The 19,001-nt window shown below is 50.4% G+C and carries 15 protein-coding genes; 5 read left to right on the forward strand and 10 right to left on the reverse strand.

Annotated elements, in window-relative coordinates:
• Window positions 1–43: 43 nt before the first annotated feature.
• The 5 genes from GON22_RS10740 to GON22_RS10760 form a co-directional block, all read right to left on the reverse strand.
• A complete protein-coding gene (locus GON22_RS10740) occupies window positions 44–709 on the reverse strand; it encodes a hypothetical protein (RefSeq protein WP_160396096.1) in 666 nt (221 codons plus the stop codon).
• On the reverse strand, window positions 706–3,348 hold the full coding sequence (locus GON22_RS10745; RefSeq protein ID WP_160396097.1) for a response regulator: 2,643 nt from the start codon (window positions 3,346–3,348) through the stop codon (window positions 706–708). Before GON22_RS10745 ends, GON22_RS10740 begins: the two co-directional genes overlap by 4 nt.
• Window positions 3,349–3,453: 105 nt before the next feature.
• Window positions 3,454–4,725, reverse strand: coding sequence for an EAL domain-containing protein (locus GON22_RS10750; protein WP_160396098.1), 1,272 nt, complete (start codon window positions 4,723–4,725; stop codon window positions 3,454–3,456).
• Between the two features lie 11 nt (window positions 4,726–4,736).
• Window positions 4,737–5,129, reverse strand: coding sequence for a hypothetical protein (locus GON22_RS10755; protein ID WP_160396099.1), 393 nt, complete (start codon window positions 5,127–5,129; stop codon window positions 4,737–4,739).
• Between the two features lie 152 nt (window positions 5,130–5,281).
• Entirely contained in the window at window positions 5,282–8,560 is a 3,279-nt protein-coding gene (locus tag GON22_RS10760) for a hybrid sensor histidine kinase/response regulator (protein WP_160396100.1), read from the reverse strand.
• A 162-nt stretch (window positions 8,561–8,722) separates the two neighbouring features.
• Between GON22_RS10760 and GON22_RS10765 the strand changes: the two genes are divergently transcribed.
• A complete protein-coding gene (locus GON22_RS10765; RefSeq protein WP_160396101.1) occupies window positions 8,723–9,418 on the forward strand; it encodes a response regulator transcription factor in 696 nt (231 codons plus the stop codon).
• 29 nt (window positions 9,419–9,447) lie between these two features.
• Here the strand turns inward: GON22_RS10765 and GON22_RS26430 are convergent, their stop codons facing one another.
• The 4 genes from GON22_RS26430 to GON22_RS10785 form a co-directional block, all read right to left on the reverse strand.
• Entirely contained in the window at window positions 9,448–9,807 is a 360-nt protein-coding gene (locus GON22_RS26430) for a LuxR C-terminal-related transcriptional regulator (RefSeq protein WP_160396177.1), read from the reverse strand.
• 130 nt (window positions 9,808–9,937) lie between these two features.
• Complete coding sequence (locus GON22_RS10775) at window positions 9,938–10,663, reverse strand: response regulator transcription factor (protein ID WP_160396102.1); 726 nt, start codon at window positions 10,661–10,663, stop codon at window positions 9,938–9,940.
• 109 nt (window positions 10,664–10,772) lie between these two features.
• A complete protein-coding gene (gene pnpS, locus GON22_RS10780) occupies window positions 10,773–12,599 on the reverse strand; it encodes a two-component system histidine kinase PnpS (protein ID WP_160396103.1) in 1,827 nt (608 codons plus the stop codon).
• Between the two features lie 46 nt (window positions 12,600–12,645).
• On the reverse strand, window positions 12,646–13,608 hold the full coding sequence (locus tag GON22_RS10785) for a bile acid:sodium symporter family protein (RefSeq protein ID WP_336604291.1): 963 nt from the start codon (window positions 13,606–13,608) through the stop codon (window positions 12,646–12,648).
• Window positions 13,609–13,945: 337 nt separating this feature from the next.
• Between GON22_RS10785 and serC the strand changes: the two genes are divergently transcribed.
• From serC to GON22_RS10800, 3 genes are all read left to right on the forward strand, one after another.
• Complete coding sequence (gene serC, locus GON22_RS10790) at window positions 13,946–15,031, forward strand: 3-phosphoserine/phosphohydroxythreonine transaminase (RefSeq protein WP_160396179.1); 1,086 nt, start codon at window positions 13,946–13,948, stop codon at window positions 15,029–15,031.
• Between the two features lie 68 nt (window positions 15,032–15,099).
• Window positions 15,100–15,636: a DinB family protein gene (locus GON22_RS10795; protein ID WP_160396104.1), complete on the forward strand. Its 537-nt coding sequence runs from the start codon at window positions 15,100–15,102 to the stop codon at window positions 15,634–15,636.
• Window positions 15,637–15,657: 21 nt separating this feature from the next.
• Window positions 15,658–16,272: a PH domain-containing protein gene (locus GON22_RS10800; RefSeq protein WP_160396105.1), complete on the forward strand. Its 615-nt coding sequence runs from the start codon at window positions 15,658–15,660 to the stop codon at window positions 16,270–16,272.
• A 338-nt stretch (window positions 16,273–16,610) separates the two neighbouring features.
• Here GON22_RS10800 and GON22_RS10805 read toward each other — a convergent pair whose 3' ends face one another.
• Complete coding sequence (locus tag GON22_RS10805) at window positions 16,611–18,167, reverse strand: FumA C-terminus/TtdB family hydratase beta subunit (protein WP_160396106.1); 1,557 nt, start codon at window positions 18,165–18,167, stop codon at window positions 16,611–16,613.
• A 120-nt stretch (window positions 18,168–18,287) separates the two neighbouring features.
• On the opposite strand from GON22_RS10805, the gene yfbR reads away from it, so the two are divergent.
• Window positions 18,288–18,914: a 5'-deoxynucleotidase gene (yfbR, locus tag GON22_RS10810; protein ID WP_160396107.1), complete on the forward strand. Its 627-nt coding sequence runs from the start codon at window positions 18,288–18,290 to the stop codon at window positions 18,912–18,914.
• The last annotated feature ends 87 nt before the right edge of the window (window positions 18,915–19,001 follow it).

A 19,001-nucleotide genomic window follows, 5' to 3' on the forward strand; every position in this document is an offset into this window, starting at 1 on the left:
GGTGTCCCCAAGTTCACAACACTTTAGGGACACCCTTTTTGGTTTACCTGCTACTCTTATCGCAAGCTTTCGCCAGCGCTTTAGCCGCTTTTCGAACAACTGGCTTGCCGTGCTCGAGATAGCCTTCCGCAATGGCACGGGCTTCAATCGCTAATGCTGGAACCGATGCAATCACATGGCAAAGCCCCGCAAGCGCCCGTCCCGCATGCTTGCCATCCATGGCAAGCAGCGCCTCCCGAAGCAATGGATAAGCCGACTGCGCTGCTTCCCTATTTGCTCTAGCCATATTCCCCAAAGCATCCGTCGCGTAATCCCGCACAATTACGCTTTTATCCGTTTGAATAATTGCTTGCAGTTGCGTAAGCATCCCCACTGCCGTCTCTGGAACGAGATGTACAGCTAAGGAGAAGGCATGCATCGCTTCCCATCTTACTTTCGTCGTTTTGCTTGACAATAACGCCACGATAAGTGATGTATACGGTGCAACCAGCTCCGGCTGCTGGGCAGCAACGAGCGCCATCACTTCACAGCAATCACCGACCAATGCGTTGTCCTTGCCGCTTAGCGCTTCCGCGATCGGCATGAGCAAAGCCGGATCAGCTAAGCATTGTTCTGCAACAGCCTGGTTGGACTGCTGGGTCCGGTCGCCTGTGCGCGAGGACAACGAGCCGATAATGGGGTTATATTTTACGTCACCTGTATCCTTCATGCTGTTCCCCGCATGGCTGCTTCCAACGACGGTGCAGCTTCCTCAATCGATTGAAGCACAAGGCTAAGATGCGCGTCCAATTGGCCCACTAGCTGAACCGTATGTTCAGCTCCATCGCTACGCAAATATTCATGCAGCATTGCTGCCGCATCCATTAGCTCAACTGCGCCTAAGTTGCCCGCTACCCCTTTGAGCGTATGCGCCAATAGCTCTGCTTGGCGATTATCGCTAGCCGCTAGAGCCGCTTGGATTTTCCCAACATCCCCCGCATGATCGCTTGCGAAGCGGCGCAAGATCCCCAGATAGAGCCTAACATTGCCGCCCAGCCGATGAATCGCCTCTTTCAGCTGGAGCCCAGGCAATTGATCGGGTATCGCTGGCGTATCGCGAACAGGCTGCTCCGTTTGCTCACGTTCTGGCATCAATCGCTGCAGCAGCTCATACAGCGAAGCAGGATCAAACGGCTTCGTAAGATACGCGTTCATCCCGCTTTCCAGCACCTTTTCCTTCACGCCCTTCATCGCATCGGCGGTCATTGCAATTATCGGCATATTGTTCAAGTCCTCCCGCTCCCGAATCCGTCGTGATGCTTCCATGCCATCCATTACCGGCATCTGCAAATCCATCAAAACGACATCAAATCGTTTATCTTCCAGCTGCCTTAACGCTTCAACGCCGTTAGAGGCAAGGCAGACGGTTGCTCCCATCCCATGGAGCATCTCGAATGCGACCTGCCGGTTAATGTCATTATCTTCAACTAATAAAATGTTCACATTGCGAAGTGCCGGGTATTTCTCAGCATGATTTAACTCCCGTCCCGGAAGCTGTTTATCCAATACATGCTTGCGGAAAAAACCAACCAGCTCATTGTATAGCTGAGACTGGCTCATCGGATAATACAGCACCTTCTCGATCGGCGTATGGCGAACCCGTTGTTGAAGCGAGAGGTCATGATACGCACTAACAAGCACAATCACCTGCATCGGCGATGAACCAAACTGCCTCATTCGTTCAGCTAGCCGAATGGGGTCTGCATGCTCCAGCTTCCAGTCGACAATAACAAGATCATGCCTTGTCCCCTTATACAGCTGCTGGATTGCCGAATGCTCGGTTTCCGCCACAGTGACATGAAACTGAAATTGCTCTAACTGGCTTCGCAGCACCTTTAGCATCTCTGGCTCATCGCATACGAGCAGGACATGCAGGAAGCTTAACGGATTTTCAGGCTGAATATGGGCAAATGTTTGCGAGCAGGGCGCAAGCTTCGCCGTGAACGTAAAACAGCTCCCTCGGCCAAGCTCGCTCTCGACCGTTAACGTGCCTCCCATCAGTTGCACAAGCTCCCTGCTAATGGCCAAGCCAAGGCCCGTGCCCCCATACTTCCGGGTTGTTGACATATCTGCTTGTGTAAAATGGCGGAACAGCTTGGACTGCTGCTCCTGTGACAAGCCGATCCCCGTGTCGCGCACAGCGCACCGAAGCAGCATTGCACCTTCCGAAGGCAGCCGGTCGATCGCAACCGTAACTTCGCCTTGCTCCGTAAATTTGACCGCGTTGTTTAATAGATTCACTAATACTTGCCCGAACCGGTGCGGGTCGCCCACCAGCATCTGGGGCACTTCATGATGGATCGAGAAATGAAAATTCAACCCTTTCTCGTGCGCTTTCACATTCACTATATTAGAAACGTTATGGAGCACCTCGAACAGGTCGAAATCGATATGCTCTAGAACGATTTTGTTTGCTTCAATTTTGGAATAATCCAAAATGTCATTAATAATGGTGATCAAATTGTTCGCGGACAGCATCATCTTGTTCGAATAATCCAGCTGCTGTTCCGTCAATTCTGTCTGGCGAAGCAAGTGGTTCAAGCCAATAATGCCATTCATCGGCGTACGAATTTCGTGGCTCATATTCGCAAGAAACTCGCCTTTTGCCCGATTCGCATCTTCAGCAGATAACTTCGCTTCGACCAGTTCATGATTGTTGGCGGCCAGCTCTTGCGTCCGAACCGCAACAAGCTCTTCTAGATGCTCCTTATAGTGCATAAGCGTCTGCTCCGTCTCATACCGCTTTATCTCATAATTCATAACAGAGTAGAAGAGCGGTACGGCAATCGTATGAAAAATAATAAACGTTGTAGCGAACTCGCTTTGGAACAGCTTCATGCTTTCTGCAGGGGCAAGGAATGACCATAGAATGGTCTGAATCCCAATAACCAAGCCAAGCGCCCATGCTATGTATAGGAAACGCTTCTCATTGCGCAGCCGCACGCGATAAGCAGCCGCACTCAGTATAGCGGTAACAATTAAAGCTCCGGTCGGGAATAGGATAGCGCCGCCTAGCGATATGCGATAACCTCCAACAATAATCGAGGTGATAAGCACCGACCATGGACCGCCAAAAATGCCGGAGAGCGCGACACTGACTAATCGCACGTCCATATGAAGCCCATGCTTCGTCTCAAGGGGCATCTGCATGACGAGCAGCCCTAAGATGCTAAAAAGAAGCCCGAAGCTAATCGTTTTCCATCCGACAACGGATTTCGACAAGTATGGATAGATCCATCGGGTCACAATAATTAACGCAATTAGCAGCGCGCTATATTGGCCGAAGTAGATAAGTACATTGGTGTTCATAAGAAAACGCCCCAGCTCCCATAAATGGATGAATAAGTTGATCGTAGCATGGGGATGAAAACAAATGCAATGAAATCACGGCTTAATTCAGCTCTTTGTACAGCTTTAAGGCGATATCGGAACTCCTTGCAATAGCTCAAATGCTGCCTCAGCAGGCACAGGCCGGCTGAATAAGTAACCTTGGGCGAACTTGCACCCCAGCTGCTGCAGCACTTCCAGCTCCTCGGGACGCTCAACACCTTCTGTTACGACGTGAAGGCCGAGCTGTGCGGACATCGCCAGTAATGCTTGAACGATTGCCGCATGTACCGCATCGGTTTCAATATGTTGAATAAACGATCGGTCAATCTTCAGCTTGTTGACCGGCAGCTCCTTTAAATATTTAAGCGAGCTATAGCCCGTGCCAAAATCATCAATCGCCAGCTGGATGCCAAGCGCGCCTAACTCCCTGAGAATCGGCAGAGCCGCGTGGATGTCCATCATGACACCTTCCGTAATCTCCAATTCGAGCCACTGGGGCGCAAGGCCCGTTCGCCGCAAAATGCCGATCAGCGCGCCAAGGAAACTAGGGTCGTAAAATTGCCGAGAGGATAGGTTAACGCTCATGACAATAGGAGGCAGTCCTGCGTCCTGCCACTGCTTATTTTGCGCACAGGCTTCCTCCAGCACCCACATGCCAATCGGTGCGATAAGCCCTGTTTCCTCTGCTAAAGGAATGAATTCGCTCGGCGGAATTGCGCCAAGCACCGGATGAAACCATCGAATTAGGCATTCCATCCCGACGGGACGCTTATCCTCCAACTCTATGATCGGCTGGTAATAGAGCGTGAACGGCCATTGCTGTACAGCTCTAGCTAGCTCGGCATGAATCTGAAACCTTCGTTCCAGCTTCTCATTCAGCTTCTCATCATACATCTGTACACGGCTTCCTATCTGCTCCTTGATGTCGGCCATCGCCATCTCTGCTGCCTTCACTAGTTGTTCAGCATTGTCCGCATGCTCTGGAAACCGGCTAACGCCGATACTTGCTCCGATATAAATGTCTTGTTCGCCCATCCGGAAGGGCAACCTCAATTGCGCATGAAGCTGCTCAATCACCTCGTGAATATCATCAACCGTTTGATAAGCAAACAGATAGACGAACGTATCCCCGCCTATTCGAACCGCATGTGCATGAAGCGTAACAAGCCGATGCAATCTTCTCCCTATGCTGTATAGAAGCTGATCGCCAATATTGTGCCCGAATGATTGGTTAATTCGCTTAAATTGATCCAGCCCGATGTACAACAACGCAATCGTTCTCCCGTCTCCGCCTTGAACATCCAACACCTGCTGGATATATTGCGTTGCAGCATCAGCACCTCTATACCGATCCACGTTCAGCCCCCTCACACGACTTTATCTTGCCTCCCGCAATAATCATTCGCATCTGTGAAATCGATTTTCTGAGCGATCTCGCTTCTCGCTTTGAACATAAACCGCAATACCGAGCCGCCGATCTGTTCACAGTCCATTGCATACGTAAGAAGGATATATTCCTCGTTGCATCGGGCCGACAGCCCTGAAAGCTGCTCTGTGCGAACGTATTTCTTAAGAATCGTAATGGAATATTCAAACCATACCTGATCCTCCCGAACCGAGATTTGGAACAATTCGTCAAACCGGTCCCTCTTGCGATGCCAATGGCTAACCATGCCGCTTAGCAGTTCTTCGCGCCAATCCGTCTCATGCTGTATACAATTTGCAATGAATTGACTCCTATAGTAAGGCAACAAATTCATCGTTACACCTCCGTGTTCTCAATTTGAAGTATAAGCATTAATTGTTAAAAAAGTTCTTCTGTAACTATTTGATAGATATTAATCTACATAAAAAAAACCGTCCCCCGATTCAAAATCGGAAAACGGTTCACTTCTGTTCTGCTTTCAAGCCATCATAGGTTCTCTGGCAAGGAATCGATAATATTCGTTATTTCAGCTACAGCGGCTTCCAGTGCCGTTCGATATGCCGCCGGGCTGTCGAGCAGCGTCGCCTCCAGCTGAATCGCTGTAACGGTAAGGCGATGTGCAGATAAGTTTTTGGCCACGCCGATCAACGTATGCGCCTCGCGCTCGGCATCACGGAAACGTCCGGCTTCCATATGGCCAATCAGGCGATCAGCGAATGAAGTATACTCCTTCTTGAACAAATGAAGGATATGCATGAGTATGGAGACTTTGCCTTCCAGCCGTTGTAGAATGCTTCCTGCCTCAATGCCTTGGATGCCTAATTGAATGACCTCATCAGCAGTGCGCTGCTCTATTGCCCTCTTGCTGCTTGAGCGTGGGGCGAGCCACTTGTTCAAACAATGGTTTAACCGTTCCGCCTCAAGCGGCTTAAGCAAAATCTCATTAATGCCGACCTCATAATAGGTTTCGTGGTCTTGCTGCATCGCATTAGCGGTCAGAGCAATGATCGGCACTTCCGCATATGCCGAATTTTCCCGGATCCGCTTGGATGTTTCGTAACCATTCATGAGCGGCATATACATGTCCATAAGAATGAGGTCGACGGCTTGGCGCTGCAGCAGTTCTAACGCTTCCAGCCCGTTGCCAGCCACATGCACGTCCAGCCCTCTCATCTTGAGCAGTTCAATTGCCACTTGTTGGTTAATTACATTATCTTCTACAAGCAGAACGCTTCTGCGGGCCACTGCTGGATGTGCCCTTTCCGGTCCCTCTGATGCTCCATAATCACGAGAAGCCTTCATCTCATCTTCGACAAATTGTTCCTTGCGATGGACAATTCGGTGCAGCGACCGGAACAGCTCCAAGCGGCTAGTCGGCTTGTTAAGCAAGGCATCCGCATACCGATCGCCCATGATATGCAAAATCTCCTCCCGCGCATACGCGGAAGTAAACGTAATAACCGCAATCTCCTTGTCGCGAATAAGCCCCATGACCTGATTCCATGTATGCTCCCCATACATATCATCCATTTCCATATCCAACATCAGGCAATGAATCCGTTCCCCTGTACGCTCGGCTTTATCGAGGAAACGATAGAGCGATTCCCAATTTGATGATGCAGTCACTCGGCAATCAAAGGAGTTCAATGAGCGAGCCAGCACCTCTCGCATCAGCGGATAATCCTCCACGATATGAATATGGTAAGGCTCGTCCTGTGAAGGAAGCAGCCATTGGAGACGATCCCCTTGCTGGCGCACCTCAAATTCCATCTCGAAGCGGAAGCGGCTTCCGATGCCTGGGCTGCTCTCCACATGCAGCTCACCGCCAAGCAATTGCACGAGCTCCTTCACGATTGGCAGCCCGAGCCCTGTTCCAGCCAGCTTGCTAGCGCTCGCATACTCGGCTTGCCAGAATGGCTCGTACAGCATATTAATCTGGTCATCCGTCATCCCAATTCCAGTATCCTCAACCGTAAAGCTTAACCTTACAATGCCATCGGCTTCAATCACACGTTCTACACGCACCAATACGTGGCCGTATTCGGTAAATTTGATCGCATTGCTGCACAAATTCATTAGAATTTGCTTCAAGCGCATCGGGTCGCCCACAACTTTATCCGGCAGTCCCGCTTCCGACTCCAGAATAACCTCAATCTGCTTAATGCCCTTGAGCACTCCAAGCGTGCTGGTCAGCTCATATAACAGCTCATCAATCTGGAATTCGAGCTGCTCCATATTGAGCTTGCCTGCTTCAATTTTCGATAAATCAAGAATGTCCGTAATGATGCCGAGCAGCAAATGGGACGATGATAAAATTTTGTGAGCGTAATCTTGTTGAATGTCCGTCAGCTCCGTATGCTGCATCAGCTGCGTCATGCCGATAATGCCATTGAGCGGCGTACGAATCTCATGGCTTACCCTCGCTAAGAACCGGCTCTTCGCCTGGTTTTCCTGATCCGCTTGTTTCAATTCGGTAATCTCATGCATGCTACAAATCATTGATTTGGAGCTTTCCAATGGCCCTTTGATTTCTGATATCGTCACATAATACTCGCTTACGCGGCCATCCATGAGCACGATGCTCGTCTCAAATCGCGATTTTTTGCCGGATGTCGCGGTCTCATTCAAGTGTTTGTTCCACTGGGATTCGTTAAAAATAAGCTTCAAGCCAAACAAGTGCTGGTCAGCAGCTAACTCAGATTCAATTCGGGCAATCTTGCAAAAATAACTATTGGCGAACAAAATGCGGCCTTCCTGATCCAGCTCCAAAATGCAATCCTGCGGATTTTCCGCCAGCGAGCGATACCGCTCCTCGCTCTCGATCATTTTGCGTTCCGCCGCTTTCCGTTCCGAAATATCGACTACTCCGCCAATGATGGAAGTGACGGCGCCATCCTCGATAATCGGCTCCAATGTAGCCCATACGTTGGTGCCGCCAAGCATGCCTTCAAACGCAAAAGGTGCCGCACTCTCCCATACCCGCTCATAATGCCGCTCCAATCGGCGGGAAGCCTCTTCTGAAAGAAGCGTAAAAGGTTTCATATCCTCATAAAAATGCTCTTCCGGCCGATTTGGCATTCCGAGCCTTGCCAGCAGCTTTCCGCTAATCATTTTATATTGAAACTGTCCATCCACTCGAATGAGCTTAAACGTAATGCCATGTTGCAGCCGAAGCGTACTGCTTAGTTCGTCCTTCGTTTCCTTCAGCTTCGTTTGCCAATCGTCCACTTTCATGAGGTAACGCAGTAATGCTGCTATAAATAGGTTGCCGAAAAAACTAGTCAGCACGAAAGCGCCGAGCTGCCGGTCAAACCCTTCGGAACCTGCGGCACAGCATGCCGCCATGAAGATGAATACGAGCATAAGGGACAGCAAGGTCCAGCGGTACCAATAAGACCGCACCTGCTTTCTCAATACGACTGCTCCGAGCAGGACGAACAAGCCAACCACTATTGCCCTCAACCACACTGCAGGATCATGCACCTCTGGCATTGTCATCACCACGAGCGTAATTAACCCCGATATTCCCCCACCAAAATGGACAGCGACTAATAGCGCGATGGAGCGTAAGTCCAATTCAGCATCTGTATGATATGGGACGCTAAAAAATAACAACGATGTTCCTATTAATCCGATATATATACCGACCGATAACATCTTTATAGCATTTGACCGGCGGCGGACAAAGTTTTGTTGAAACAGCTGTACACCGATGAACGTAAAGATGGCCAACAAGGAAAGATTTAATATCAAGTGCTCAAACATAAGATACGGCTGCCTCCTGTCAGGTTCCAACTAAAGTCTTATTCTATTATATCCAAATTATAATAGACGAGCATATTTCGACATTATATAATGATCTTACCTATGAAATATTAGGAAAGTATTAGTTTTGCTAACAATGTTTCATTTAAGGCGGGGGCATTCATGACGAAAGTACTAATTATTGAAGATGACAACATCTTTGGTGACATGCTGAGCCTGTATCTAACGGAAGAGCAGTATGAAGTCACACGCGTACCAAGCGCTGGCGAGGGGCTGCGCGCACTACAAGAATTTGCACCTAATGTCGTTCTCTTAGATTTGATGTTGCCGGATACAGAGGGCATCAATGCATGCGCGATGCTACGAGGATTTACGATGGTTCCAATTATCGTCATCTCAGCAGAAACGAAAGTGTCTGAGCGGATTCTCTCGCTAAGCGAAGGGGCAGATGATTATTTATGCAAACCGTTCAGCATGCAGGAGTTAAAGGCACGGATCGAGGCTGTGCTGCGCCGCACAAATATGCAATCAGCCAATATCGCTCCGCCAGCGGCTCCAAGCGCTGACGAATGGACGCTCGTGTTGGACATGGCTCGCCGATTGCTTATTTGCAATGGGAATGAGATCGAAACGACCTTCTCCGAATTCGAAATTATTAAGTTGCTGTACCACAATCCGGGCAAGGTGTTCAGCCGTGAAGAACTGATCAATGCGATCAGGGGCATCGATTCCTATATTAATGAACGTGCCATCGATGTGCATATTACGAATCTTCGCAAAAAAATCGAACAGAACCCGAAGGAACCGCAGTATATCAAAACGGTTTGGGGCGTTGGCTACAAATATATAAAAAAATAGAGGGGGCATCCCCCTCTATTTTTGTTGCATCAAGACGCCTGGATCGTTTTCTGCAACGCTATTTTCAATTGTTCCTTCTGGCTTTCTGCCGTTCCGCCGCCGATCTCGTCTATTGCTAACAGATTGCTCATGCAGATCGACATCAGCTTCCGTATGCTGTTAATATTCATTTTTCGAAAAATGTTAGCGACATGGTTTTTCACCGTCTTCTCGCTAATGCACAAACTCTCCGCCAACTCCTGATTCGAATAGCCATTGAACACGAGGAGCGAAACAACTTCAAACTCCCGCTTCGTCAACCGGCATTGCTCATCTTCCAATTGTTCAAGTCCGTTCATTCGATCCTCTTTCCCCGAGAATTGTTCTTGCGAACTGTTGCCTATTCCGATCCGTTGTACGTTCTCCCCATACTATAAGGCAAGACTATTAGGATCAAAAACGAATAACCGTTAAAAATTATTTTGTTTTCCTAATGCCGGCTTAACATTTATCTATAACCAAAAAAACCCGGTACCCTCATCATTTCGATGAAGAACCGAGTTTCTTGGGCATGACCAGCTTATAGCCGACTCCGCGGATCGATTCAATCTGCACCGATTGCTGGCCCAGCTCCAGCTTTTTGCGCAGCGAGCTAACATGAACATCAACCGTGCGCTGGCCGCCGATGTAGTCGAAGCCCCACACAATATTCATGAGGTCATCCCGTGTTACGACCATGCCTGGGCGCTGGACGAGATAAAGCAGCACTTCAAACTCTTTGGGCCGCAGCGGAACGGATTCGCCATTCAAGATGACTTCGTACTTTTCAGGGAATATCGAGAGCTCACCAGCCGAGATCACTTTCTCATTCGACTCAATAGCCGACTTCCCTTCATCCAACTGCGTCCGCCGTAGCACCGCTGATACCCTTGCCAGAAGCTCCGCTACTCCGAACGGCTTCGTAATATAGTCATCCGCGCCGTGCTTCAGGCCCTGCACAACTTCCTCTTCTGCATTGCGTGCCGTCAAAATAATAATCGGCGTTCGAATGCCATTCTGGCGCAGCTTCGTCAAGATCTCGAATCCATTCATGCCTGGGAGCATAATGTCCAGAATAATCAGGTCAAAGCTGTGCTGCAATGCAGCCTGCAGCCCCTCGGCGCCATGGTCAATCACAGTCGTTTCATAGCCCTCTTGGGTCATGTTATACGACAACAGACGCGCTAATGTCGGTTCATCTTCGATGACAAGCACCTTATGCGACATGGAAACCTCCAACTCGCGTATCGCCGGCTAGCGACAATTTGCGTTGATTACAATTTTAAAACTATTTTATCACGTTTTTGTAAAGAGCGGTCAAGCTTTTCTGCAACAGCTACGGGTGCAGCACTGGAAGTTCGATAATAAATTTGGTACCGACCCCCACTTCACTCTCTACGGCTATCGATCCATTATGCATTTCAACCAAGTGCTTCACGATCGATAAGCCAAGCCCGGTGCCGCCTGAACTGCGGGAACGGGCCTTATCCACTCGGTAGAAGCGTTCGAATATGCGCGGCAAGTCCTTCTTTGGAATGCCAATGCCCGTATCCTTAATCGTAATGCGAATCCGGTCGTAATCATCGCGCCCCTCATCGGTAAGCAACGAAACGCCTGTCGAAGCTGGCCACACCGGCTCTACTGTCACTGTCACTTTGCCGCCCTCAGGCGTATAGTTAATGCCGTTAGAAAGCAAATTCATCATAATCTGGCGCAGTCGGTCCTCGTCAGCCTCTACATAGATTTCGCCATCGGCCTTCAGTTCCAGCGTAATCCCTTTGCGAGTGGCCTCCGCCTCCATTAACTGGACCGTCTTCGCTGCGAAGTAATCCATCTCCACTGGCGATAACATAAGCGGCACTCGCCGGGATTCGATTTTGGACAGCTCCAAAATATCGCCGATAAGCCGATTGAGACGTTCGCTCTCATCATAAATAATTTGCAGGAACGAACGCGCAGTCTCTTCATCGTTAACGGCGCCGCCAAGCAGCGTCTCAGCGAACCCTTTAACCGCAGCAACCGGCGTTTTCAGCTCATGGGAGACGTTCGCAACAAACTCGCTGCGCATCCGCTCCAGCCGCCGGATCGCCGACACGTCCTGCAACACAAGCAGCACCCCAACAAAATCATCGTTGTCCTGCAGCATCGGCACAATATTCAGCTCAAGAAGCCGCTCCTCCGGATAATAGAACGTCATTTCCTCGTGAATATAAGCCTGTTTATCGAACGCTTCCGAAATGAGCTGCGACAGCTCATGCTGTTGCCGGGCCTCCGTATAATGGCGGCCAACCATCTCGCGTGCCGATATGCCGAGTATTTCTTCAGCCCTGCGGCTTAGAAGCACGATGTGCCCGCTTCGATCAATCATGATGATGCCGTTAATCATATTGTCGAGCACGCTCTCCAGCTGGCTTTCATTTTGCCGAATGCGCTCCATCTGTACCTGCAAGCTGTCTGCCATCGCATTAATCGCATAGCCCAAATCGCCGATCTCATCATTCTTCTTCACTTCGACCCGCGCAAGATAATCCATCCGCTGTATGCGCTTAGCCACCTTCGTAATTTGCTCCAGTGGCCGTGTCATGCCAAGCGCAATGCGGTAGCTGACCAGCGCTGCGACGACAAACAGGACAAGAAGCCAAATAATGAGTGCTGTCCACAGGTCGCGAACGCTCTGTTCGACATCTTGCAGGCTCATGGCGAGCCGGATAAAATACTGGTGATTGCCCTTCGTAATTGGCACGGCAACGTACAGCATATTTTGATTAACCGTGTCGCTGAGCCGTATTCCCCGCCCAACCCCTTCATGCAGCGCTTGCTGTACCTCGACACGCTGCAAATGGTTGTCCATTCCATGAGGGTCATGATCAGAGTCGCCTAATACGACACCATCGGCCCGTATGAAGGTGACGCGTGACCCTGCATCTTTCTTCAAGCTTTTGGCGATCTCGGTATAGTAACTATACTGTGAGCCCAGCTCCACATTATCCGAAGCCCATTGCGTATTCGAAGCGATAATATGAATTTCCCGTACCATGCTTTCCTCTAAAGCGTGAATATGGTTGCGTTTGAAAGTCTGTGCCATAATAAGGCCCGATGCCAGCACGGATAAGCCGATTAATGCAATCATGATTAGCGTTAACCGCGTGCGAAAGTGATTCATGCTTCGTGTCATCCCCCGTTCGTCGCGTTTGTTCAACATACGATTTCTATCGTACATGCAGGGGCGAGGATGCGCCAGCACCACGTTTGTTAAGTTTTTGTAAAACATAATGGTGCAGCGTCGCCATCGGCTGTTGGATCAGAATCGACAGCACGACAGGAACCGCAGACAGTGGGCTAAAATAGCCCATAGCCAGGACGATGCCAAGCGAGATGTTGCGCATTCCTGAAGCGTATGACATCGTAACTTGAGTCTCTTGGTTTCGCAGCGGCATGGCCCCGACATAGCCAATCGCATAGCAGATCGCTACTAACAGAATACAGAGCGGCACTAAACGCACCATATCATCCTTCAGCTGCTGCACATGCGGCTCAATCGCGGCTGCATTAAGCGCAACTACACCGACAAAACAAAGCTTGGACAATGGCGCTGCATACGGCTGCACTTTAGCTTGAAGCCGCCCGCGCGACAGCTGATGCAGCAATACGCCGACGGCGGTAGGCGCAACAATAATAAGCACAAGATCTCGAATGAGGCGCATCGTATCGATCTGCACGACTTCCCCGAACAGCAGATGAATGCCCGCAGGAACGACGAGGGGGCTAAGCGCAGAATCCAGTACGACCAGCGCTAGCATAAGCGGTACGCTGCCCCCTGACATGCCCACCCATAAGACAGAGGAAACACCTAGTGGAATAATAGCGAATAAGACAAGCCCAACGACATAAGGCGACTTTGAGCCAAAAAAAGCCGAGCCAATGCCGTATGCAATAAACGGAGCTAGAATATGCGTCAATGCAAATGTCCACACCATTACAACCGGCCTGCGCATAACCTCCTTAAGCTGCGACAGCCCGCAGCCAATTGCCATCGTTAACGTGACGTATGCGAACAAATAAGGCACTGCGCCTGTAAATGGCGATAACACATGCGAACACAGAAACCCTAGAACTAGCGAGCCAGGGATAAGCAGAAACATCCATTTTTCAAACCATCGATTAAAAGCCACACGCCATTCCCCTCTCGGAATCCATTCCTATCAGTATACCAGATTCACCTATTGACCAGAAGCTGGATGCGGATTATAATGGCACCAACTTCATTACATGCACTATGCCGATGACGGGAATCCAACCTCGAGGCGTTTTCGCCAAGAAGCCTGCGCCTTCCGCGCGTGCTGTCCTAAGTTAACCGGGCCCGCCCGTTATAGCGGATCAAAGATGGAGAACGAAACCGTTCTCCGAATTTGGGTGGCACCGCGAGCATACGCTCCTCGTCCCAATGGGATGAGGGGCGTTTTTTGTTTATTTTGAAGGAGGCGCATCGGAATGAAGAAGAACGGGGACATGCAAGCAAGGCTGTACAATTTTAATCCGGGACCGGCTGCCCTGCCGCTAAGCGTACTTGAGGAAGTGCGGGATACGACTGTGGAATTCGGCGGGCGAGGCATTTCTATTATGGAGATGTCGCATCGCAGTGCACCGGTTGAGGCGCTGGCCGCCACCGCGGAGCAACTGCTGCTCGAGCTAATGGAACTTCCTAGCGGCTATCGCGTACTGTTCATGGGCGGCGGCGCCAGCATGCAATTCGCGATGCTGCCATTGAACCTGCTGGCTGAGGGCGCTACAGCGGACTATATCCTATCGGGCAGCTTCTCGGAGAAGGCCGTGCAGGAAGCCCGTTTCATCGGACAGACTCGCATTGCTGGAAGCACCAAAGCGATACACTGGCGGCAAGTGCCTGATGTAGGCAACATTGCAATTCCTTCGGACTCGGCTTATGTGCATATCACGACAAACAACACAATTGAAGGCTCGCGTTTCAACGCGATTCCTCAGACAGGCAGCGTACCGCTTATCGCAGACATGACAAGTGATTTGCTAAGCCGCCGAATCGATTATCGCCAGTTCGATATGATCTATGCCGGGGCGCAGAAAAACATCGGTCCGGCGGGAATTACCGCCGTTATCCTTAGTGAGGAGCTGCTTGCACGCTGCTCGAAACAAATACCGCTTATATGGCGTTATGCAACATATGCCAGCAACGATTCGTTATACAATACGCCCCCTGTTCACTCGCTGTATGTATTAGAGCGCATGCTCCAATGGACGAAGCAGCAAGGCGGGATCGGCCATCTCGAGGAGCGTAACCGAGCCAAAGCAGCTCTGCTTTACTCGGTGATCGACGGGAGCGGCGGATTTTACAAAGGAATGATCGATCCAGAACACCGCTCAGATATGAATGTAACCTGGCGGCTGCCGAGTGAGGAGCTCGAGCGGCAATTCGTATTAGAAGCGGAGCAACGGGGCTTCGTAGGGCTGGCAGGCCACCGCAGCGTCGGCGGCCTTCGCGCTTCGGTTTATAACGCCGTTCCGGCCGCAGCTTGCGAAGCGTTAGCTGCATTCATGCAGGCATTCATGGGCAGGCATTAACATTTTATTGCCAAATGGATCGGATTTCCTTATAGTAATGTCTAATTATAGGAATGGAGGAGTAACCGATGTCTACCAACGAACGTCTGCAACCAAGCGAGTACGCCCCTTATTTTGAACGCTATACGAAACTTGTGCCTGAAGGCAACTTTGCCGATATTCTTGCACAGCAGTCCGAACAGTTATCCGCGCTGCTTGAGCCGATTAACGAAGAGCAATCTGAATTTCGTTATGCCGATGGCAAATGGAGCATTAAGGAAGTGCTCGGACACATTACGGACAATGAACGGATCTGGGCATATCGGTTGCTCCGGATCGCACGCGGCGATAGTTTGGCTTATGCCGGTTATGACGAGAACCAATTCGTAGGAGCCGCCCAATTCGACCGCATTCCATTTCATAATTTATTGGAAGAGTTCGGCGTTGTCCGTAAAGCGACGATTCATCTGCTTAATGGGCTCCCCGAGGAGGCCTGGGTACGCAGTGCGACGCTCTATGACCATGCCTTGACCGTCCGGGCTGCGGTAGCCGTCATCGCGGGCCATGAATTGCATCATAGCCAGGTGCTCAAAGAACGTTACGTTCGGCGGCTGCTGGTCGATTAAAAAAAGAGAGGATTGATTCTTTTGTTTAAAAAATTTGCATCTGAAGCTTTTGGATTGAGTGATATTGGCCAAATCGTGTCTCCTGCTGATTATGACAAGGTAGACTCGGACGATTATGTGTTTCATGAAGACGATGAGAAAATCTTCTTCGTCATCAAATCCAAAAAAGACGAGTATTGCTTCACCAACCTCGCGCTGATCCACTTGGATGGCGACAGTGCACTCAGCTCCAAACGGCTGCTCAAACGTTATGCTTACAGCACACATAAAATCTCGAACGTTTTCTTGGAAACTGCCGGCACGGTCGATATGGACGTCGAGATCAAGTTCGTGGTCGGTGAAACGCCTTTCTCCATTGATGTAAAGAAGAGCCAGCTCGAGTCGCTGAAAGACTTGTACAAAGCGTTGTACAAAATTTCGGAGATTAAAGCGCACAACAACACTTACTTGAAAATCGCTGATGAGAGCATAGAAGTTGCCAAAGCAACGCTGAGCCACTCCATGCCGCAAAATGCCGCACTCTCGACACAATTTGACCAAATCAACCTGATGGTCTTCAATTGGAAAATCGAGAAACTCGAAGAGTATAAGATCAAAGACTTCGGGTTTGTTTTCGAAAAATACATTAATAACTAATTCTCCGGCGCAGCGTGGCACTGCCTGATCCGGCGCAGGCACACTGTGGAGGCAGTAAGTTGCTCTTATTTAATCGTTACTTGAATGAAGAAAGGCGGTGCAGGGTTGTCCCTGCACCGCCTTCTTCATTATTTTGAGCCATTTATGCTGCGTTTGGCCGACTTCCGCGCGTTTAGGGTAGCTTTTTATGCCCTATTCAGGCGTTTGGCCGACTTGCGCCCGAATAGGGCAGATTTCTATGCCCTATTCAGGCGTTTGGCCGACTTCAGCGCGTTTAGGGCAGGTTTCTCTGCCCTATCTCCGCTTTAGCAAGCGACTGGGTCCCCCCAGCATTTGCCCTATTTAAAAACGGGTTCCTTGAACTGCTCCAGCTTCGTACGGGAATCCGTATCGACTTGCGCATGGAGGCTGTTGCCGTGCGAATCCATCGTTACGATTGCTGCAAAGCCTTCCGTTTGCATATGCCACATCGCTTCAGGAATGCCGAATTCGTCCAGGAAGTGTACGCCATTCACTTTCTTGAAGCATCTCGCATAATACTGCGCTGCGCCACCGATTGCGTTCAAGTACACGCCGCCGTGCTCTTGCAGCGCCTTCAGCGTTTTGGCGCCCATGCCGCCTTTGCCGATAACGGCGCGAATGCCGAACTTCTTCATCACGTCGCCTTGATAAGGCTCCTCCCGAATGCTTGTCGTTGGCCCTGCCGCTTTCACATGCCACACGCCTTCGCGATCCTTCATCATAACTGGGCCACAGTGATAAATAACCCCGCCGTTCAGGTCAATTGGCGAATCATGATTGATCAGGTAGCTATGCAGCGCATCGCGTCCCGTGTGCATTTCGCCGTCGAGAATAACGATATCGCCGACGCGAAGCGAGCGGACTTGCTCTTCCGTCAGCGGCATCGTCAGGCGAACCTCACGGCTCTCTTCCTCATCCGATAAAGCAACAGCTTGTACTGCTTCCTTCTCCGAAGCTGCGTTCATCGGCAGCTCCGAGCCTTGCGGATAAATCCAGCTTTTCAGCTCGCCCGTTGCCCCATCGAGCAGCAAGCCTTGGCGGCGATATGCCCAGCAGTTGTACGCAACAGAGACGAAGAAGCTTGCAGGCAAGCGGTTCATGACGCCGACCTTACAGCCGAGCAGCGTCACTGCGCCGCCAAAGCCCATCGTGCCGATTCCAAGCTTGTTTGCATTTTCTAACACATACTCTTCTAACTTCTGAAGATCCGCAATTGGATTCACATCGTCCACATGACGGAACAACTGCTGCTTCGCCAGCTCGTAGCCTGTCGTGCGGTCGCCGCCGATGCCTACGCCGATGAAGCCTGCCGAGCAGCCTTGCCCTTGTGCCTGATAGACCGCATGCATGATGCATTTGCGAATGCCGTCGAGGTCGCGGCCTGCTTTGCCAAGCCCTTCAATTTCAGCCGGCAGGCTGTATTGAATATTTTTGTTCTCGCAACCGCCGCCTTTGAGAATAAGACGAATGTCGATGTCTTCCTTCTCCCATTGTTCAAAATGGATAACCGGCGTGCCCGGCCCGAGATTATCGCCTGTATTGGCTCCCGTTAACGAATCAACGGAGTTCGTGCGCAGCTTGCCATCCTTCGTTGCACGCGCAATTGCACTGCGAATCGCTTGCTTCATGATGATCTGATTCGCGCCAATTGGCGTATGCACGACGAAAGTCGGCATGCCCGTATCTTGGCAGATTGGCGAAACGTTGCATTCCGCCATCTCAATATTTTCTGCAATGGTAGACAAGGACAACCCTGCGCGCGTTGCACGGTCCTCGGCCTCCTGTGCTGCTTTGACGGCAACGCGCACGTCGCCTGGCAAGTTCGTAGATGTTTCGACAATCAGCTTGTATACGCTATCCTCAAAATGTTGCATAATCGTACGAAATCTCCTCTCTAGTCGCTTTACTCCCTAACCCTTATAATAGCATACATAACATCACCCCCGCATGTCCGGAAGGGCGGGAGAATGGAACGATAAAGGAGAGATTTCGCGTTGGAGAGCGATTTTTTTGCTTATATGTACCGATTGAAGTATATCGAACGCTGGAGCTTGATGCGCAATACGACACGCGAGAGCGTCGCGGAGCATTCCTTCCATGTGGGGTTGCTTGCGCACATGCTGTGCGAGATTGGCAACCGCGTATTTGGCCGTTCATTGAATGCGGACCGCGCAGCAGCAATGGCGCTGTTTCACGATGCGACGGAAGTGTTTACGGGCGATATCCCGACGCCAGTTAAGCATCATAATCCCAAAATGCTGGCTAGTTTCCGCGAAATCGAAGCGATGGCAGCTGAACGGTTGCACAGCATGGTGCCTGAGCCGCTTCGCGAAGCATACGGACCGCTGCTAGGCATTCCATCTGAGCGCGGCGAAAGCCCCACGGCAGCCGAATATGCAGAAAACGAGCTGCACAGCATGCTCAAAGCAGCCGATTTGCTCGATGCCTATCTCAAATGCTTATCCGAAGTTGCCGCTGGCAACCGTGAATTTGCCGTAGCAAAGGTAGAGATTGAAGCGAAGCTTGCTTCGCTTCACATGCAGGAAGTGAACTGGTTCCTCGACCATCTCGCGCCGGGTCTTGGCCGAACGCTGGACGAGCTAAGCCGCAACGAGCCTTAACTGGAGAAAATATTGGAAGGCGTATTGTAAATTATACATGTGGTTCATTCCGCGCTATGTCGTGTATAGTGTGATAGGTAACTTAAC

The sequence above is a fragment of the Paenibacillus sp. MMS18-CY102 genome (assembly GCF_009789195.1).
Lineage (GTDB): Bacteria > Bacillota > Bacilli > Paenibacillales > Paenibacillaceae > Paenibacillus_T.